Genomic DNA, 19,745 nt, shown 5'->3' with positions numbered 1-19,745 from the left:
GGAATGCTCATGTGGTTCGTCGCCAGAAAAATGATGCGGCATGACCTGGGCATGATGGTTCCCGCGGGCATCGCCATTGTCGTCGGAACACTGTTTATTGCCATGACCTTCCTCTTCGGCAACACCATGGACGTTTCCATGCGGCGGATGGTCTCATCCGATGCGGCCCAGGCCAACTACGCCATCATCCCCGGGGAAGGCAGCAATCCAGATCAGAAGAGAGTGAAGGACTTCAAAACCGAGGAGCTGGCAAAAGTCCCAGGCGTTCACGCAGTCAGATCAGACACCCAGCTCATGGCGGATGTCCGCGCCGGCAAAATCAAAAGCGAGAGCGTGATTGCCATTCCTATGGCGGATTCATCGCTGATGCCGGTCGGTCTCGCCAAGGGATCCTGGCCCAGTGCCGACGACCAAGTGGTCCTACCCGGGCCGACTGTGTCCAAGCTCAAGCTCTCCCTGGGCGACAAGGTGAATCTGAATCTGTCGCCTAACATGCTGTATATTTCCGAGGATCTTGGGTCGAAAAATCAGGCCAGTGCCGACCAGGTGGCAGGCAGGTTCATATCGGAGCCCCTGACCTTGTCGGGCGTCAGTTCGAACCAGGGCAGCGAAGGCGGCGAGTTTGGCGAGTCGGGCGGTGCAATCGTGTTGACCCCCAAGACCATAGATGCCTTTATGGCTACAGCAGGTCTTGGCGACATGGGTAACCTGTATGCCCAGAACGTTTACCTGAATGTTGGCGGGCAGGGCAGCGACCTCGATGGGACTCTGGCCTCTCTGCGCAAGCTCATGCCTTCCGGCTATTCCCTAGAGGACCGTCACACCATGGAGGACCGACTGGTCAAGACCGCGCTCGGCGGTTCCCAAAACCCCGTGACCACCTTTCTTCTGGTCTTTGGCACACTGGCCATGTTCGTGGCTGCCACCGTCATCGCTAACACCTTCCAGGTCATGGTCGCACGGCAACGTCGCTATTTGGCCCTCCTGAGGACGATAGGCGCCAATAAGAACCAGGTCAGGGCCAGCGTCCTGATGCGTTCAATCATCCTGGGCGCTGTGGCATCCCTGATCGGGGTTGGCGTCGCCATCGGCATCATGGCAGTTCTGGGTGCAGCCAAAGCTCATACGAGTTCCCTCTACTTCCAATTGAAGCTGACTCCGGCAGTCTTCCTGGTGCCTCTTGTTTTCGGCATCATTGTCACGGTCCTGGCCTCCCTGGGCTCCTCGTGGGCCGCCACCAGGGTCAGTCCTTTGGAGGCGCTGAGGCCTGCCGATCTTTTGGAGAACAAGCGGACGAGCAGGATGCGTCTGTTTGTCAGCGTGGTCATGATTCTGCTGGGCATCACCATGACGGTCTGGTCCCTCTGGCAGGTCAGGCTCAGTGTCACGGCAGACAAGGCCAGCAAGACATCCGGAGACGGGCCGAACATTGTTGCTGCCATGGCCGTCATCGGCATTGTTCTTGCATTCCTGGGCATTTTGTTCAGTGCTAATCGTTGGATTCCTTTCATGCTCAGGGGAGTCGGGTCCCTGGTTTCTCGGATCGGGCCCTCGTCCACAATCGCTGTGGCCAACATCGCTCGGAACCATTCCCGTGTGGCGGCTACGGGTACCGCCCTCCTGATTGGCGTGACACTGGTCGCCACCCTGGCCACGGGCGCCGCCAGCGCCAAGCAGACCATGGCCGACATGCTGGACGAGCACTACTCCGTCGATCTGCAGATCAGCGCCGATGGCCTGGATGACAAGGCTCTGAATGCCATTCGGCGAATCGACGGGGTCGCTCAGGCCGAGCTGGTGCCCCAGTATGCTGCCATGGTCAAATCAGGCGGCGAGAACGGTGCGGGAATGACTATTTTCGCCCTTGACTCGCAGAAGATCGATCGTCTCCTGAACGCCAAGGTCGGCAAGGATCTTTCCGGACAGGATGCCCTTCTGCTTCCAGAAAGCCGCATGGACAAACAGAAGGATTTTCATGACGGCGGGAATCTGGGGCTCAATATTCTCAACCCGATTCAAGGCGATGCTCATGGCGGATCCGCATCGGTGGCTCAAAGACTCTTCGTGACCAGTGTCTATGCGCCCTTCCAGGGGATTGATGCCAGTAATTTCTATGGTCTGACTGACTCATCCTCGCTCAATGGCGTTCAGCCTCAGACCGTGCAGATCTGGGCCAAGGTCGATGGTTCACCAACAGTCCCGGCATTCATCGACAAGGTGAAAGACGCGCTTTCTGGTTATTCGGCTGTTGCCGTCAAGGGTGGGTTGGCTGAAAAGCAGCAGTGGGATCGGACCATCGACAGCCTGCTCATGATCATCCTGGCTCTCTTGGCGGTGGCGGTCGCCATCGCCCTGATTGGCGTAGCCAACACGCTTTCCCTCTCGGTGCTGGAACGCCGACGGGAGTCCGCCACCCTGCGGGCTATCGGGATGACCCGGAAACAGATCAGGCGGTCCCTGGCTGTGGAGTCAGGGCTGATAGCTCTGGTGTCGTCCTTGTCTGGCATGATCCTGGGCCTGCTCTTCGGCTGGGCTGCAGCCTATGAGATTTTCTCCTCTCTGGGTACGGTGGCTTTCCCCATTCCTTGGACCATAGGCATAGTGATTCTGCTGGTGGCGCTCGTAGCCGCGATCTTGGCAAGCGCCCTGCCTGCAAGACGCGTCAACCGGACTCCACCGGTCGTGGCTCTAGCAGAGGAATGACGACAAGCCAGCCTTCACCCAGGCGCATCTTGGTTGAAGCCGGGAATGAATGACTCATTCTGCCGGTTGATGGTTTCCTCGATGCTACTCGGGTGTTCCTGTAGTCAATCACGGGGATCCAGGCAACTGTTTCAATCCCTTGGTCCGATGGTTGCATGTCTTGTGACTCGTGTCTTTTGTGCTGAACAAGATGTTCCTCATCTCCGCAGATGTCCATCCCCGCCGCCCCGCGTTGGTTTGGATGGTGTTAGCCTAACAGGAGGAGTTCTTCATCGCACTCATCCGTAAGGATGATTATCTTCATCGCTCCCAGGGAGCATATCGCGGCAGCTAATAGCCGCATAGGGTCGGAAGCTGACGGGAGAAAGGTTTCCTCGCGGATAAGGAGCACCATGCAGAACAAAGCGGATACTTTGTCTTCACAAGGGTTGATCGACAGAGCAGGTCCAGGCGTCGCGGGATCGCCGGCTGTCAGTGCCAGACAGCTGACCAAGGATTATGGGCAAGGATCGAACGCCGTCCATGCCCTGCGTGGAATCGACGTGAATTTCGAGCGTGGCCGGTTCACGGCCATCATGGGACCTTCAGGTTCGGGCAAGTCAACGCTCATGCACGTTCTGGCTGGTCTGGATACTGTCACCTCAGGCCATGTCTATATGGCCGCTGATCTTCTGCTTCCGAAGAGCGGAGATCGTCACCATCCATCGATTGACCAGGCCGGCCGAGTCGACCTGACAAGAATGGACGACCGTCAGCTGACCCTGATCAGGAGGCGGCATCTGGGATTCATCTTCCAGAGCTTCAACCTATTGCCAATGTTCACTGCCAAACAGAACATCCTCATGCCGCTGGTACTGGACGACGTTCGGCCCGACAGCTCGTGGATGGAGCAACTGGTAGAGACTCTGGGATTGTCGGACAGATTGGATCATCGGCCCAGTGAGCTTTCGGGTGGTCAGCAGCAGCGTGTGGCAATCGCCAGGGCCCTCATCACCAAGCCTTCGATCGTCTTTGCTGACGAGCCTACGGGAAACCTGGACACGGCCTCATCGACCGAGGTGCTCGGCTTCCTTCGGGATTCGGTCCGCGAGCTGGGGCAGACCGTCATCATGGTCACTCATGATGCCTATGCCGCATCCTACGCCCATCGTGCGCTGGTCTTTGCCGACGGACGGATAGTCGCGGACCGACAGAATCCGACAGTGAAAGCCATGAATGACCTTCTGGCTGAACAAGTCTCGGCTGGCACTGCTGGCGATTCCCAGGTACAGGACTAGGGGGTGCACTGTGTGGCGGATAACCCGTACGATGATGAAGCGCGATGCACGTATGATGATGCCGGCTGGTCTGGCCATTGTTATCGGCACCCTCTTTATGTGCCTGACGCTCCTTTTTGGCAACGTGGCGAATGCCTCCATGCGTCGCGAGATGAGCGTGGATGCTGGTCAAGCCAACTATGTTGTGGCCTCCAGAGAGGATCAGGACAAGCCAATCCTGTTCGACGAGTTTGACAGCAAAGGACTGTCGAACTTGCAGGGGGTTCGTGGTCTGCGCCCTGATGTCAGCCTCTTGGTGGATGCAGAAGCAAACGGTCAGTCCAGCAAGGAGATCCTGGCCATAGTAGGTGCCAGGCAGGAGCTTATGCCTATCGATCTGGTTCGGGGGCAATGGCCGGATTCAGATGATCAGGTTGTGCTGCCGCAGCCCGTCTCCGACAGGCTCCAGGCGGGCCTGGGTGATAAGGTGCGCCTCCATCTGTCCACCTTGACGCTGCCAGGTAGTGATAGCGATAGTGCTCAGGATTCTTCAAGCAAAGAACGTCTTGTTGACCAAGGAACCGTGGACTTGACCGTCTCAGGCATCAGCAAGAGCCGTGGTCGACAGTACGATGACTTCGGTGGAGCTGTGGTGCTGACGGATTCTCGGATTGAGCGTCTGCTGAGTATGGCGGGAATGGTTGGACCGGAGTCCCTTCCTGTGAATAATGTCTATCTGCAGGTTGATGGCCAAGGCAAGGAGCTTCAGAAGGCTCTGCAAAATATCAGGCGATACGTTCCCAAGGGATACCAGCTGGAGGATCGTCGTACCATGGAGGACAGGCTGCTCAGAGAGCAGACCGGCGATGGTGTGGACATCACAACTCTTTTCCTCATGACTTTTGGTTTGCTGGCCATGGTGGTGGCTGCCTTGGTGATTGCCAACACCTTCCAGATCATGGTGGCCAGACAGCGCAGGTATCTGGCCCTGCTGAGGATTATTGGTGCTGATCGACGGCAAATCAGGGTAGGCGTGCTGCAGCAGGCCCTGCTTCTTGGCGTCATATCGTCCCTGATCGGCATCCTGCTGGCCATGGGCTTGATGGGCCTTGCCGGTTGCCTTGGTTTGCATTCGGGCACCATGAAGTTTGAACTCCTGCTTACACCCGCCTCCCTCCTGGTTCCGTTTGTGCTCGGTGTATTGGCAACCCTGGTGGCTGCCTTTGGATCTAGTCATAGGGCTATCAGAGTCAGACCGCTTGAAGCCCTGCAGCCAGTGGACTATCAGGAGCCGGGCAGCAGGGATCGGACCGGTTTACGAATCAGTGTCCTGCTGGCTGTCATTGGTCTGGCGTTGGTGACCTGGTCATCTTGGCGCGTAGGGGAGTTAGTCAGGACAAACTCTGGCGATACAGTCCAGACCAGTAATCAGCAGGAACGATTGCTAGGTCTCGCAGTATTGGGTGTTTTGCTGATCTTTCTGGGTGCGCTGATAGGGGCTCGTCGATGGATTCCGGCTCTTCTGCGTTGCCTGGGTAAACCTGTGTCCAAGATTGGACCATCTTGCAGGGTCGGAGTGGCGAATATCGCCCGAAATCCCTCACGGGTCGCTGCCACAGGTGTTGCTCTGCTGATTGGCGTGACTCTGGTCTCCACTCTGGCTACAGGTGCGGTAACCGCTAAACGTACTTTGTTCAAGGATATTGATCAGCGTTATTCCGTGGATATTGAAATATCTGGTCAGGGTCTGAACAAGAGAAATGTGCGGGCCATTGAGCGTATCCAAGGTGTTGCAGATGCGGAGCTGGTGCAGCGATTCAATGCCAAGGTCGAGTCAGGAGGCCCCTCACAAGCTTCCATGACTGTCTATGCCTTGGATGCTTCACGGATCAGGCGAGTGCTTCATGCCGATCTGGGTCCAGGTATGCAAAGGTCGGATGCGCTGCTGGTGTCGACCAGAACGATTTCCAGGCATTCCGGTTACCGGGATGGAAGTCAGCTGAAGTTGTCGATAGCTGATCCTCAGGCGGACGATGAACGTGAAAAGGAGGCAGATGCAAGAAGGACATTGACTGGGGTCTTTGCCGGATTCGGCGGGCTGGATACCAGTGGTGTCTATGCAATCACGGACTCCCGGAATGTCGCTGGGATTGACACCAAGACGCATGAAATCTGGATTAGGACGCAGGGAGATCGCGATACCGCACTGCTCTTGGATGACATACGTCAGGCTGTAGGAGAGCATGACGACATGGCTATGAGCGGAGGGCTGACGCAAATGAGGACATGGAGCGAAAGAATCGATTCCTTGTTGGCAATCATGGTGGCATTGCTGGGCGTTGCTGTGATTATCGCCCTGATAGGGGTTTCCAACACTTTGATGATGTCGGTGCTGGAACGCCGTCGTGAGACTGCCACGCTCAGGGCAATCGGCATGAGCAGCGTCCAGGTTCGTCGATCCTTGGGAGTCGAGGCCTGCATGATAGCCCTGGGAGCCAGTCTGGCTGGAATCGTTCTAGGAACGCTCTTCGGATGGATAGGAGCCTATCAGGTCTTTGTGCCCTTAGGGTCCGTGACCTTCACCGTGCCATGGTCGGCTTTTGCGCTGATACTGCCGGTGGCCTTGCTGGCTGCTGTGGTAGCCAGTGTGCTGCCAGCCAGGGAGGCAGTCAAGGTTTCACCCATTGAGGCTCTTAGTGACGATTGATGCTGCATGACGTCCAGGTTCATACCAGATGGTTTTCGTAGGCGAAGACCACCGCCTGGACGCGGTCGCGGGCATTGATCTTCTGAAGAATGTGAGTGACATGAGTTTTCACTGTGGGCAGTGAGATCCCCAGATTGTCGGCTATCTCCTGGTTGCTCAGACCTTGGGCTATGTGAATCAGGACCTGCAGCTCGCGATCAGTGAGCAGGTCCACTTCGGGATCGCGGTAGGTCGATCCCGAAGTCATGGACCCGGCCGCAGGCACGTCATGGGCCATGTGTTCGATCAGGCGTTTTGTAGCCGAAGGAGCGATGATCGCATTGCCCCGGTGAACTGTACGGATGGAGGACAAGAGGGTTTCAGGCTCGGTATCCTTGAGCAGGAATCCTGATGCGCCGGCTTTTATGGCAGCCATGACGTATTCGTCAAGATCGAAGGTTGTCAGCACAATGACCCTGGACTCCGGACGGTCAGGTGACAAGGCAGTGATTCGGCGGGTGGCTGTCAAACCATCCACGCCGGGCATGCGGACATCCATGAGGATCACGTCAGGACGCAGGCGTGAGGCCAGATCCACTGCTTGCTCGCCGTCCGCGCCTTGGCCAACCACGGTCATGTCATCCTGGGAGCCGATGACCATGGCAAAACCGGCCCGGACCAGATCCTGGTCGTCCACGACGGCAACGCTGATGGGTTCGGTCCGTTCCATGAGAGCCTGCTTCTTTCTGCTAGATGATGGCCAGCGCCACCTTCCGATTTTATCTGAGTTGAGTGTTGCCAGGAATTACGGCTGGTTTCGATTTGTGGCTAAGGCAATCGCTGTAAGTTTTGCCCGAACATCCGTTGCCGGAGTAACTGTCAAATAACAAAACGACTTACCCTAGTCATTGATTCCTGGGGCAGGCTAATGTTCGGATGCATGATTCGTGGGGTGCTTGATTCTTCGGTTGTGCTGATTACCTGCTGTACTCATTAGTGCTCATTATCAAGAATGCTCATGCCTGGTGTCCGATTGGACATGCATCGGTTTCTTGTCCCGTTGCGAATGTTGCGAAGGGTTGTCAACCTGATCGTCAAGATCTACTGGCAGGGGTTTGGCTGGGTGAAGAGCCGTCAAAGGTGGGGTTTTGTGGGTGGATTCAACCTTGTGGCTCCCATCTGAATGAAAACTCTTGTTCGGGTCATGGATGGTCTCGGTGTCTGAATGCGGGTCGGTGCTGGAACTGTGACGCAGGACTGTTAGCAGTTGCCGCATCCGAGCCAGGGCCTCGCGTCCTTGGCTTGCAATGTCGCCGAAGGCTTGTGCTATCTGTTCCGGGGGAGGGTCCACTCCCTTGACTTGATAATCGTTCAACACGCCGATGGCTTTAGTGGTGGACGCAATGACAGTATTTAGTGTGTCCGCTACTTCTACCTGCATGGTGGCGCCGATAAGTTCCCGCTCCTGATTGGCGGCCAGAGCCTGGCTTTCCTGCAGGATCTGGCTTAGCGCGCGCTCGCGTTCCTGCTGCAGAAGAAGGACCGAGCCACGAGTGCGTTGGTGTGAAGCAATCAGAATGGTCAGCAGACAGATCAAGGCCGGCGCGGCCATCACTGTGAAATGCGTTAAATTGGATGCAGAAAAAGGTGATTCTGCTGGTCGTTCTGTAATGTATGACAGAACGGTGGGACACCCTTGGTTATTGGCCACACATCTGGCAGCCCATAAAACCACATCCGTGATGACCGCGAATGGAACCCATCGCCTGGTGGTGTCTTTACCGTAAACCACTGCCGAATAGATGGCGATGGGGGAACAGATCGCAGCCTCTGGCAGCCATGGCGAGAAGAGCAGCAGCAGGGCGGCAGCTGCAGCCACTAGGGCGGCGCAAATGCCGGGACGGACTCTGCGCACAATCAGAGGCAAAGTGATACCTAGCGTGGCGATGATCCTTACTGGTCGGCCCGGATCATATTGGGGCGTGACAGGTGCTATAGAAAGAGCTTGACCTGGATTCCCTACCAACACAAGTCCGATTACCAAACCCAGGTCGGCCGTCAATGGATGGCGTTGAAACCAAATGAAGAGCTTGGAGACAATCGAGCGCAGGGACCACTGAGCTTGTCGATTTGTGTATATTCCCATTTCGGGGTCGGATTTTGGCGGAGCGGCAAAAGGAATCCATACCTGAAGGTGGTAACCGCCATCTGGTTTGGGGCCAGCTTGAAGGTTGCCTCCCAGAGACGTCAGTCGTTCCTGCATCCCCAAAAGTCCGAAGCCTGAATGCTCAGGTTGTTCCATCTGCGTCTGAGAATCTGAAATAGTAGTGGCAAGGTCAAGCGGGTAGTCGTCAATAGTCAGGCTCAGACCGTCCGTGAGCCACTGCTCTTCAATCAGCACGTGTGAAGCAGGAGCGGCATGCTTGCGAACATTGGTCAATGCTTCTTGCAAGACCCTATAAGCAGTTATGGCGCGGCTGCGATCCAACCTTTGTGGTTGGGGTCGGCCTTCGACGTGCCGGCTGAATTGGGATTCTGGCTGAGTGAGTCGAGCCGCATCTATCAGGTCTGTCCATGATCCGTAGCTGGTCGGTGGGTTGCTTGAAGAGGTGGCAGCCGAGGGCCAAGTATGTGCATTGTCGGTTGTATCAACATTGGCCTTGCCAGTGTCAACAGTTGGAGCCTCTTGAATTGTGGGAGGATGATCGCTGGCTTGTCTTGGCTGGGCACCTTCTGCATCAACTGAATTGCGATTATGCTCGTTCGCGAATTGACGAGTAGAGCTCGTTTGGGTAGTTGCTTGAGATTGGTCAAGTCTTCTTGGGGAAGACGGGTGTTGACCTGGAAGGAAATTCGTTGTTTTTTGGCTGGCGTCGGCCGCTTGGTTGGTTGGAGCCCTGAGTTTGCCGAAGAGCGAGCTCAGCTCACGTAGGGCGCGACGGCCCTCTTGATCAATGGTGCGCATGGTCTTGAGGGCCAGGTTCGCATCGGCAGTGGCAGCGTATCTGCCGGCATCTGCCTGCACGATGACAATGGACAGTGTATGTGCGACGACATCGTGCATATCACGGGCCATGCGGGCCCGCTCAGCGCTTGCAGACAGGGCCGCGCTTTGTTCTGCCTGCAGGGCCAAGGCGTGGTTGCGTCGCCGGGCCTCGTCAAGGGCATCCCGCCTGGTCTGCGTCCAGTAGGAGGCAATGATGGCGACGAGCAGCAGAAGCCCATCGAACAGAAAATTCAATAGAAAGTTGATCGTCAGTTCTCTCAATGAGCTCGGCGACATGAAGGTGCGGTCCTGCCGTGTCCTGCCTGGAGGCAGAAACCCCGAATTGACCAACGTGAAGGCCAAGCAGGCTAAGGACATCATGACCCAGGTCAAGGTCAGGTAGAGTCGACGCAGGGATGGGCGTCCGTAGAGCAGACAGGAATAGACCATTACCAGGCAGACTGCATCAGCTAGCATGATGGCAGGCCCCAACAGGAGCTGAGCCAGAGCCACAGCGATGAAGAGCCCGGCTGCCAGGTCGGGGAATCGGCGACGGATAATGACAGGCGCTATGATCAGGATCGTCCAGATCAGGATTTGGATTTTCTGCGAGGGGATCAGGGCTCCATCTATTGGAACGGAAGCGGAGGTGGGGCCGCTCACCAGTAGAAGTAGAAGGATGGCCAAGAGAGTGTCAGTCAGCAGCGTTCGACCGTTGGACCTGGTGATCGGCCGCTGCGCTGTTTGACTGACTGTGTTCATGGAACCAACAATATCCGTGGGTGATGGGAGGCGCCATCAGTCCGAGGGATGATGTGGTCAAATGTGGTCCCTGGCTGCCGAAGAATTGTGGCTTTGCAGATGTGGTTACTGATCATCGGTTTAGCCACCTAGAGGGGTTTAATGCCGTTCCTTCGCTCAAATACCAGTCAGGCCGACTCCCCGTCGTGCATTCCACAACGGTTCGTCGGCCTGACAAAGCCGGGGGAGGGGCCGGTCCACCTGACAAATCGTCGGACCCTGACCAACGGACCTTGGTCATAAGATCTCGGTGGACTAATCCCGATGGCTCGACCTTGATGATCCGCCTCCGAGCGCCCGGTCTCAGGAGAAACGCAGCCGAATCTGCTCGGCCGTGCCGTAGGAGGCCTGCGCCCCCTGCCCTGTGGCGGCGTAGGCCGAGACGTAGGAGGCCAGCTGGGCGGCCTCAACCAGGGTCATGTCGGAGGCCAGACCGGCCAGCACGGTGCCCATGAAGGCGTCCCCGCAGCCGGTGGTGTCCACAGCGTCCACATGCACGGCGTGAATTCGGTAGGTCCGGCCCTGGTCCAGCACCATGGACCCCTCGCCGCCCAGGGTGACGATGGCCCGGTGGAAGCCGAAGTCCTGCATGGTCTGGTTGATCCGGTCCCAGTCGGCCCCCAGCCAGTCGCCGTCCTCGGGCTCGTCGATGCCCAGCAGCTGGGCCATCTCATGCTCGTTGACCAGGATCAGGTCCGAGTTGGCGATCAGGTCGGCAGGCAGGTCGGCGCGGAAGGGGGAATCGTTGAGCAGCACGGTCATGCCAGCCTCGTGGCCCATGCGCGCGGCCTCGGTGACCGTCTCGATGGGGCTCTCCAGGCACAGCCCCAGCACCTTGGCCGAGGTCAGGGCCTGGCGGGAGCGGTGGGCGTAGTCCACATCCACCTTGCCGTTGGAGCCGGGGGAGTAGACGATGGTGTTCTCGCCGCGCGCATCCACGGTGATGACTGTGGTTCCGCTGGCTCCCGGCACGGTCATCACATGGGAGACGTCCACCCCGGCATTGCCCAGCTGCCCCAGCAGGAAGTCGGCGTTGGAGTCGGATCCCACGGCCCCGAAGAGCCTGACCTGGGCGCCGATGCGGGCCGCGGTCGCCGCCTGGTTGGCCGACTTGCCCCCGGGCAACACCTGCAGTGGACCCCCGTTGATGGTCTCGCCGGGCTTGGGCAGCCGGTCGGTGTTGACGGTGTAGTCCGCATTCATGGACCCGACCACCGAGATGGATCCCGTGATGGTATCCAGTCCCTTGAGAACCTGGTCGGGTGCCGCCGCCATATCTTGAATCATGTTTCTCCGTTCCTTGATGAGCTTGTCCGCCTTGATGATCACGCTGTGACAGGTTCAGGGATCCTGGCCGGTGTGCGCGGGCGGGCGACCCACCGAGGCGCAGTGGCGGTAGCTGGTCTGCAGCCGGACCGACCGCACGGGCGAGCCTGCCATCAAAGCCAGGAGCATGTCCACGCAGCGGGTCCCCATGGTGTCGATCTGCTGGGAGATGGTCGATACGGCCGGGGTCAGGATGCGGAAGACGGGCAGGTCGTCGAAGGTGATCATGGACAGGTCCTCGCCGATGCTGATTGCTCGCGACTGGGCCGTTTTGATGGCGCGTATGGCATCCAGGGAGGATCCGAAGAGCACGCCGGTGATTCCCTGCCGGGCCCAGAGGTCGATCATGTCGGGGTCGAAGGTGCCGGGTTCCACCTGGTCCGCCAGGGGGTCATCCATGCCCTCGATGCCTGCCAGCAGGTCCCGGTAGACGTCCAGGCGTTCGCGGAAGGTGGCCGATTCCTTGAGGGGTCCGGGCACCAGGGTGATGCGCCGGTGGCCCTGGGCGTGCAGATCCTCAAGGGCCTGCCTCAGGCCGGGTTCGGGGTCGGCGTCCACGCAGGGGATGGCCCGCCCGCTGCGTCCGGTGGCACCCTCGGCGGCACGGTCCACGCAGACCAGGGGCAGTCCGCGTCTGGTCAGCTCCTCCAGGGTGTGCGAGGAACGCGGCCCGGGCACGATGATGGCTCCGTCGATGTGTTGGCCCAGCAGGTTGCGCACCTGGGCCCGGTCCTCGCCGGGGTCGCCCTGGGTGGAGGTGCAGATCAGGGTCTGGAAGCCGTGGTTGAGCAGCCGGCCCTGAATCAGGTAGGCCAGGTCCGCGAAGTAGGAGTTGCGGATGTCGGGGATGAGCAGGCCGATGGTGCGCGAGTGGGCGGAGTGCATGGATCGGGCCCGGGAGTCCGGCACATAGTGCAGGTCGTGGATGACCTGGTTGATGCGCTGTCGTGTGGCGGGGGAGATGCGCCCGGAGTCGTTGAGGGCTCGGGAGACCGTCGATACGGAGACACCGGCCCGTTGGGCCACATCCCTGATCGTCGCGTACGCCATCATGGCCTTTCGTCGAAGTGGTCGGCCGCCGGGCCGGACGGCCGACCTCGGCGGTTGCCTGACCGCCGCCATGGGCAGGCGAACGGTTCTGACAGCCTTCAGTTATATCAGTGCGGTAACGATACCGCAACTTTCACAGCATGGCCCGTCGAGGCTTGGCTGTGGGTGAAGGCGGGCGCGGCTGAATGCTCGGGGATGAAGCTGCAGTTTGTGCGATTATGCTGGGATAGGGAGATGAACAGCGGCCGGGCTGGCTGAAGGCTGTTGAGTCTCTTGGCCGGCCTGGCCGTGTTTCCCTCTCTCCCAGGCGGGGTCGGGGGCGTGCATGCCTGCCCTCGGCTTCCGCCTGCAGAAGTGTGGTGGGGGCGCGGGAGGGATGTGTCGGCTCTCTTGGGGTTTGAGCCTAAAGTGGCACGTTCCTGCCTGCTCCCCCTTGATGGGCCGGGGGCGGGGGGATTGATACGCCGCCCGGCCGCTCTTACTCGTGCGAAGCGTGAACCAGTCGGCGTGTTTCCTGCCGGTGGCGGCGTGATGCCAGGACCCCGCCCATGCCGGTCATGCCCGCGGCCAGGGCGAGCAGGATGCCTTCCCCGCCGGCCCGGGGGAGCACGCCTGCTGGCAGGTACGTGTACTTCAAGGATGTGTCGGGCGTTTGGGGTGCGCCGCCCAGCGTGTAGTCCACGCTGACCGTGACCGTGCCCGGCTGGTGTGCGGGCGTGGTCACGGTCACGCTGCCGGCGTCGCCGCGCGTCAGGCCTGATACGGGGATCTGGTCGAATTTGACGCCGGTGATCACCAGAGCCAGGTTGAACGACACCGGCACAGGAACTGATTTGTTGTTTCTGCTGTTGTCGCCGAGCTGGCCATAGTTGTTGTATCCCCAGGCCCAGGCGTTGCCGTCGCTGCCCACGGCCAGCGAATAATGGAGTCCGGCGCTGACCTGTGCGGCTTTGAGCCCTCGGCTCGTGTCGGTGGGGCTGGCGGGGTCGCGCACGCGCATAGGAACAGGATTCTTGTCACTGTACCCGCTGGCGGTGTTGTTGCCGAGGTTGCCATACCAGTTGCATCCCCAGGCCCAGGCGTTGCCGTCGCTGCCCACGGCCAGGGAATGATCGCCTCCGGCGCTGACCTGCAGGTAGGTGAAGTCCGCTGGCAGGTCCGGGTACGTCTTCCGGTCGGGCGTCTTCACCCTGACCGGCGTGTACCGGTTGCCGCCGGTTGTCCCGTCGCCGAGCTGGCCACTGCTGTTGTATCCCCAGGCGTAGGCGTTCCCGTCGCTGCCCAGGGCCAGGGAATGATAGGCTCCGGCGCTGACCTGCAGGTAGGTGAAGTCCGCTGGCAGGTCCGGGTATGTGCTGCGGTCGGGCGTCTTCACCCTGACCGGCGTATTCTTGTCGGTTCTCGTCCCGTCGCCGAGCTGGCCATTGCCGTTGGATCCCCAGGCGTAAACGTTGCCGTCGCTGCCCAGGGCCAGGGAATGATCGGTTCCGGCGCTGACCTGCAGGTAGGTGAAGTCCGCTGGCAGGTCCGGGTAGGTCTTGCGGTCGGGCGTCTTCACCCTGACCGGCGTGTACCGGGGGCTGCTTGTCCCGTTGCCGAGCTGGCCACTGCTGTTGTATCCCCAGGCGTAGGCGTTCCCGTCGCTGCCCAGGGCCAGGGAATGATAGGCTCCGGCGCTGACCTGCAGGTAGGTGAAGTCCGCTGGCAGGTCCGGGTATGTGCTGCGGTCGGGCGTCTTCACCCTGACCGGCGTATTCTTGTCGGTTCTCGTCCCGTCGCCGAGCTGGCCATTGCCGTTGGATCCCCAGGCGTAAACGTTGCCGTCGCTGCCCAGGGCCAGGGAATGATCGGTTCCGGCGCTGACCTGCAGGTAGGTGAAGTCCGCTGGCAGGTCCGGGTAGGTCTTGCGGTCGGGCGTCTTCACCCTGACCGGCGTGTACCGGGGGCTGCTTGTCCCGTTGCCGAGCTGGCCACTGCTGTTGTATCCCCAGGCGTAGGCGTTCCCGTCGCTGCCCAGGGCCAGGGAATGAGAGCCTCCGGCGCTGACCTGCAGGTAGGTGAAGTCTGCTGGCAGGTCCGGGTAGGTCTTGCGGTCGGGCGTCTTCACCCTGACCGGCGTAGACTGGCTGTAGCCTGTCCCGTCGCCGAGCCGGCCATCGCCGTTGTATCCCCAGGCGTAGGCGTTGCCGTCGCTGCCCAGGGCCAGGGAATGAGAGCCTCCGGCGCTGACCTGCACGTAGGTGAAATCCGCTGGCGCGTCTGCAGGCTTCCCCACCATGACCGGCGTAGATTGGCCGCTGTAGCTTGTCGTCCCGTTGCCGAGCTGGCCATAGTAGTTGTATCCCCAGGCGTAGGCGTTGCCGTCGCTGCCCACAGCCAAGGAAAAACCATAGGAAGTACTACCGTCGTATGTTGATGCGCTGATCTGGCTGAATCTGATGCCGCGGCTGGCGTTGTCGGGCGGGGTGATGGTGGCGGGTTCCCTGCCCAGCTGGCTGCCCTTATTGGGGCTGATGCTCCACTTGGTGTTCCGGCTTGCCGGCGTCCAGTGGGCGGTCAGGGTCAGGTCCTTGTCGACGGGCCTGCTGAAATCGTAGGCGACCTGACCGGTGAACCAGCCGTCGAACAGGTAGCCTTCCCGCACAGGGTCGGGGGAGGGGCGCTTCGCCCTGCCGTACGGGGCGGGGACAGTCTGGTCTGCTGGTCTGGGGTTTTCCCCGCCCGTGTCGAAGCGGACCGTGAACGCGGATCTAGGTTCGGCGCCTCTGGTCAGCGGCTGGTCGACCGTGTACGCAAGGCTCCTGGCGAAAGGCTGCCCGTCCTGCCTGCCAGTGATAAGGATAGCGGCTGGTCCCGGCTTGCGGGCAGGGATCTGCGCCTGCCAGGAGCCGTTGCTCCTGCTGAGCGTCAATGCTTGGCTGTCCATGCTGGCTGATTCCAGGATGGACGCTGTGGTGGTGTCGAGCCTGTCGGGTTTGCCAGGCTGGCCCTGCCCGTCCAGGATCCACGCGAACATGCCGCCCTGCCTGCTGATGGCGCTGATCCTGCCGCCGGCAGCGGCGGCCTGCACGTACTGCTGGCTCCCGTCGTCCGCCCGGGCGGGCCTGCTGCCGGGCTTCCAGGCCCAGACGTGGCCGTCCGCATCAGTGATGACGGCCTGGTCCTTGTTGGCGCTGATCCTGTTGGCCTGCGCGCCGTCCGGCAGGCTGAGCTGGATCATGGCGGTAGTGCCGTCGGCCAGGTACCGGGCCTGCCCGTCCGCTTCCAGGAGGAGGAACCCCTGGTTGAGGGCCTGGGCCTGGACGGTGCGCATGCCCGGGTCCTGCTTGACGCGTGCGGGCTTGGCTTTCCCGAGGTTGCTCATCTCCCAGGTCCAGGCTTGCCCGTCCGCGTCCACGATGAGCGCCTGGCTGGCGGAGGCGACGGCGGTGACGGCCTGCGCATGCCCGGGCAGGCTGATGACGGCCTGCTCCAAGAATTTCGGGTTCAGGCCCTGGCTGTCGGCATGGCTGGCCTGATAGGCGTGGACCTGTCCCTGCCGGTCCACCGCCAGCAGGAGGTCATTGTCCGTGCTGATGCTGGTGAACCTGGCATCCTTGCCGGTGTCGAGGAGCGTAGGTGCTGTTTGTCCGCTGGCCCAGGTGTAGATCCGCTGGTCGGATCCGAGGGCGGCCTGCGATCGGCTGCCGGCTGCGGCCTGCAGGTAGCGGAACCCGGCAGGAGCCCGGGCGGGGGAAGGCACCTGTTTGGGCGTGCTGTCCTGCGTCCATGTGTGGATGCGCCCGTCGCCGGCCAGGCCGAGGAACTGGCCGCCTGCCGCTTGGATGCTGGCGAATTGAGGCTTCTGCAGGTTGGGCGGGTTGATGGTCAGCCGGGCGCCGGAGGCGGGCCCGTGCTCCGGGCTCAGCGTCCAGTCCGTGGTCTTCGACCACTGGGCTTTCAGGGTCGTGTCCTGGAGGATGGGCGTCTGCAAGTCGAAGGGCTGGCCGTCAAGCGTCCACCCGTCGAACCGGAAGCCCTCACGTTGAGGATTCTGCTGCGGGGGAACGGCGAGCGTGCCGGTTTTCACGGTTGACTGTGTGGGCTTGCTGCCGTTGTTCGGGTCGAAGCGCACTGTGTGCGAAGCCTGACCATCCCTCTTTTCGGCTGGTTTGGCGGGTGCGGCGTCTGCGCTGCCGGGTGTTCCCGTCGTCGATGACGGGGTTCCTGGATTTGCTGTCGGGCTTAACGGTGTGGTGGCTTGTATCGGTGATGGCGAGGGCAGCGGGGTGCCTGGTGCGCTGCTGGGGGGAATGCCGGGGGTTTGCTCAGCTACGCGAGGGGTCTGACGACCCCCCCCCCCCGGTGAGTATGGGAGCGTCCGCCTGGGCGGATGCGACGCCCAGGCCTGCCAGCATTCCCAGCAGGATGGTCGTCATCGCCATGATGCGACGCAGACGGGAAACCAGATGCATCAAACCAAAACCCCTTCACCAAACACCAAACGGAATCAACACCGCTTGCATAACAAAGTTCTTCTTGTCGGAAAGCCGCCTATTGCTCAATACCAGCCCGTGCAACAGACTGCACGAGTCACGACAAAAGCCAGCCGTCTTCTCGATGTCCCCCGCTTTTCACCCTACCACCCAGCCCGCAAACAACACACGAGCCAGGTCCAACCGCCCGGGGACAATGAACCCGACTGATCTCAAAGAAAGGAGCCAGGGTATGACCAACCAGGGATACTATCTGCCGGGACTCTACGTTCGGGAGGGATCCATCCCCGTTCCCTTGGACTGGGCGGGCAGTGAACCTGGCGTCTGGCGACCCGAAGATCATTCAGACCAGGCGGTCATCCGCTGCTTCTACCGCGTGGTCTGCGCCCCCGAGCACATCCACGACGACCTGCCGCTGCTGGTCTACCTGCAGGGCGGACCAGGCTCGGGCGCCCCACGGCCTCTGAACGCCACCGCCGACGGGTGGATGCCTGAGGCCCTGCGCCACTTCCGCATTGTCCTGCCCGACCAGCGGGGTACGGGCCGGTCCAACGCCATCGACGGCTCCACCATGGCCTCCCTAGGCCAGCCCCGGGCCCAGGCCGACTATCTGAAGCATTTTCTGGCCGACTCCATCATCCGGGACTTCGAGCACCTGCGTCGCACGGTCTTCGCCGGCCGTCCCTGGGTGACCCTTGGGCAGAGCTTCGGCGGCTTCCTGACCATGGCCTACCTGTCGAACTTCCCCCAGGGGCTGGCTGCGGCTTTTACCACCGGGGGCGTGCCCCACATCCCCGCTGATGCCTATGAGCTCTACTCCCATACCTTCGCCAAAATGGCCCAGCGGTCCCAGATCTTCTATCAGCGCTATCCAGGGGACCAGGACCGTGTGGCGGCCATTGCCGACCGGTTGTCACAGGGCGATGTGGTTCTGCCTGGCGGCGACCCCCTGAGCGTGGAGCGGCTGCAGACCCTGGGTGCCGACCTGGGCAAGAGCGGCGGGTTCGAGCGTCTCCACTGGCTGTTGGACACGGCCTTCCTGGACGGCGACGGCAGCCTGCCCGCTTCCGGCGCCAGCAGCTCCCGGGCCACCCTCTCGCAGGCCTTCCTGGAGGGGGTGCGGGCGGCCACTGCCGTTACGCCGCTCTACTGGCCCCTGCAGGAGTTCATCTACGCCGACGGGGACTGCGAACCCCTGCGCTGGGCTGCGCAGCGGGTGCGCGATGCCCGTCCTGAATTCGACACTGCTGCACGTCCGCTCATGTTCACCGGGGAGGCGATCTTCCCCTGGATGTTCGAGCAGGAGTCGGCCCTGCGCCCCTTCGGCCCTGCGGTCAGCCTGCTCATGGAGGAGGGCTCCTGGGGCCACCTGTACGATCCCGAGCGCCTTGCCGACAATCAGGTACCCCTGCAGGCCGCGGTCTATGCCGACGACCTCTACGTGCCCTCCGAGCTTCAGCTGGACACCCTCTTGCGCGTGGGCCACGCCCATGCCTGGGTGACCAACGAGTTCGAGCACGACGGGCTGCACGGGGACAGGGTCTTCGCCCACCTCTACCGGCTGGCCCTGGAGCGCGGCGATCTGGAGGGGGCTCTTCCCGGCGCGCGGCTAGACTTGAGGGCATGAACACGGACTCATTGACTCTCGGATTCATCGGATACGGCAACATGGCCCAGGCCATGGCCCAGGGCCTGGTCGACGCAGGCGTGCTGCCCGGCGGCCGGATTGTGGCCTGTGCAGCCCACTACGACCGGCTGGTGGAGCGGACGGCCCAGCTGGGGGTGCGGCCCATGCACTCCGGCACCGAGGTGGCTGCAGCCGCCGACCTGGTGATTCTGGCCGTCAAGCCTGGGCAGGTGGCCCAGGTCTGCGAGCCCATCCGCCACGAGCTGGCTGACCCGGACCGCATGGTCCTCTCGGTGGTGGGCGGCATGACTCTTGAGGACTATGCCGACATCCTGGAGGAGGGTACCCACCTGATCTGCGCCATCCCCAACACCCCCATTTCCGTAGGGCTGGGGATTCTGGTCACCCAGGAGGACGACACCCTGACCGACCAGCAGCGGGAGCTCTTCACCCAGGTCTTCGACCCGGTGGCCATGATCGAACGGCTGCCCCGGGAGCTGGTCTCGGTGGGCACGACCATCGCCGGATGCGCGCCCGCCTACACGGCCATGTACATGGAGGCCCTGGCCGACGCCGGGGTGAAGCACGGGCTGCCCAGGCAGGCGGCCTACCGGCTGGCGGCTCGCATGGTTCAGGGGACCGGAGCCCTCTACCTGGCCACCGGCACCAACCCCGGGGCCATGAAGGACGCGGTCTGCTCGCCGGGCGGAACCACCATCAAGGGGGTCGCCTCCCTGGAGAAGCACGGCTTCCGTGGAGCGGTCATCGAGGCCATCGATGCGGTGGAGCGCGGCGACTAGGGGAAGCCACGCCGGGGCAGTCCGGGCAATAGACT

At 61.3% G+C, this 19,745-nt stretch carries 11 protein-coding genes; 5 read left to right on the top strand and 6 right to left on the bottom strand.

Annotation, left to right across the window (positions count from 1 at the left end; genetic code table 11):
• Positions 1 to 9: 9 nt before the first annotated feature.
• The 3 genes from GKC41_RS00350 to GKC41_RS00340 all read left to right on the top strand — a co-directional run bounded on the left by GKC41_RS00350 (position 10) and on the right by GKC41_RS00340 (position 6,666).
• Complete coding sequence (locus GKC41_RS00350) at positions 10 to 2,703, top strand: ABC transporter permease (protein ID WP_195760104.1); 2,694 nt, start codon at positions 10 to 12, stop codon at positions 2,701 to 2,703.
• A gap of 431 nt (positions 2,704 to 3,134) precedes the next feature.
• Entirely contained in the window at positions 3,135 to 3,980 is an 846-nt protein-coding gene (locus GKC41_RS00345; protein WP_418904377.1) for an ABC transporter ATP-binding protein, read from the top strand.
• Positions 3,981 to 4,011: 31 nt separating this feature from the next.
• Positions 4,012 to 6,666: an ABC transporter permease gene (locus tag GKC41_RS00340; RefSeq protein WP_195760103.1), complete on the top strand. Its 2,655-nt coding sequence runs from the start codon at positions 4,012 to 4,014 to the stop codon at positions 6,664 to 6,666.
• A 19-nt stretch (positions 6,667 to 6,685) separates the two neighbouring features.
• On the opposite strand, the gene GKC41_RS00335 is transcribed toward GKC41_RS00340, so the two are convergent.
• The 6 genes from GKC41_RS00335 to GKC41_RS08690 all read right to left on the bottom strand — a co-directional run bounded on the left by GKC41_RS00335 (position 6,686) and on the right by GKC41_RS08690 (position 17,262).
• Positions 6,686 to 7,375 (bottom strand): response regulator, encoded by a 690-nt coding sequence (locus GKC41_RS00335; protein ID WP_154312437.1) that lies wholly within the window; start codon positions 7,373 to 7,375, stop codon positions 6,686 to 6,688.
• 276 nt (positions 7,376 to 7,651) lie between these two features.
• A complete protein-coding gene (locus GKC41_RS00330; RefSeq protein ID WP_154312436.1) occupies positions 7,652 to 10,393 on the bottom strand; it encodes a DUF7134 domain-containing protein in 2,742 nt (913 codons plus the stop codon).
• Positions 10,394 to 10,735: 342 nt separating this feature from the next.
• Positions 10,736 to 11,719 (bottom strand): ribokinase, encoded by a 984-nt coding sequence (locus GKC41_RS00325; protein WP_101432793.1) that lies wholly within the window; start codon positions 11,717 to 11,719, stop codon positions 10,736 to 10,738.
• Positions 11,720 to 11,773: 54 nt separating this feature from the next.
• Positions 11,774 to 12,811 carry a LacI family DNA-binding transcriptional regulator gene (locus GKC41_RS00320; protein ID WP_195760102.1) on the bottom strand — a complete coding sequence of 346 codons (1,038 nt, stop codon included), beginning with the start codon at positions 12,809 to 12,811 and terminating at the stop codon, positions 11,774 to 11,776.
• 475 nt (positions 12,812 to 13,286) lie between these two features.
• Positions 13,287 to 16,877 (bottom strand): InlB B-repeat-containing protein, encoded by a 3,591-nt coding sequence (locus tag GKC41_RS00315; protein WP_324611983.1) that lies wholly within the window; start codon positions 16,875 to 16,877, stop codon positions 13,287 to 13,289.
• Positions 16,878 to 17,115: 238 nt separating this feature from the next.
• Positions 17,116 to 17,262 carry a hypothetical protein gene (locus tag GKC41_RS08690; RefSeq protein WP_195760100.1) on the bottom strand — a complete coding sequence of 49 codons (147 nt, stop codon included), beginning with the start codon at positions 17,260 to 17,262 and terminating at the stop codon, positions 17,116 to 17,118.
• Positions 17,263 to 17,515: 253 nt separating this feature from the next.
• Between GKC41_RS08690 and GKC41_RS00310 the strand changes: the two genes are divergently transcribed.
• Together GKC41_RS00310 and proC are read left to right on the top strand one after the other, a co-directional pair.
• Entirely contained in the window at positions 17,516 to 18,910 is a 1,395-nt protein-coding gene (locus GKC41_RS00310; protein ID WP_154312433.1) for an alpha/beta fold hydrolase, read from the top strand.
• On the top strand, positions 18,907 to 19,710 hold the full coding sequence (gene proC, locus GKC41_RS00305; protein WP_154312432.1) for a pyrroline-5-carboxylate reductase: 804 nt from the start codon (positions 18,907 to 18,909) through the stop codon (positions 19,708 to 19,710). The genes GKC41_RS00310 and proC overlap by 4 nt, the downstream gene beginning before the upstream one ends.
• Positions 19,711 to 19,745 lie beyond the last annotated feature (35 nt).

The organism is Bifidobacterium asteroides, assembly GCF_009683175.1.
Lineage (GTDB): Bacteria > Actinomycetota > Actinomycetes > Actinomycetales > Bifidobacteriaceae > Bombiscardovia > Bombiscardovia asteroides_H.
The sequence above is the reverse complement of the archived record's forward strand: the minus strand, read 5'-3'. Positions and strand labels throughout refer to the sequence as shown.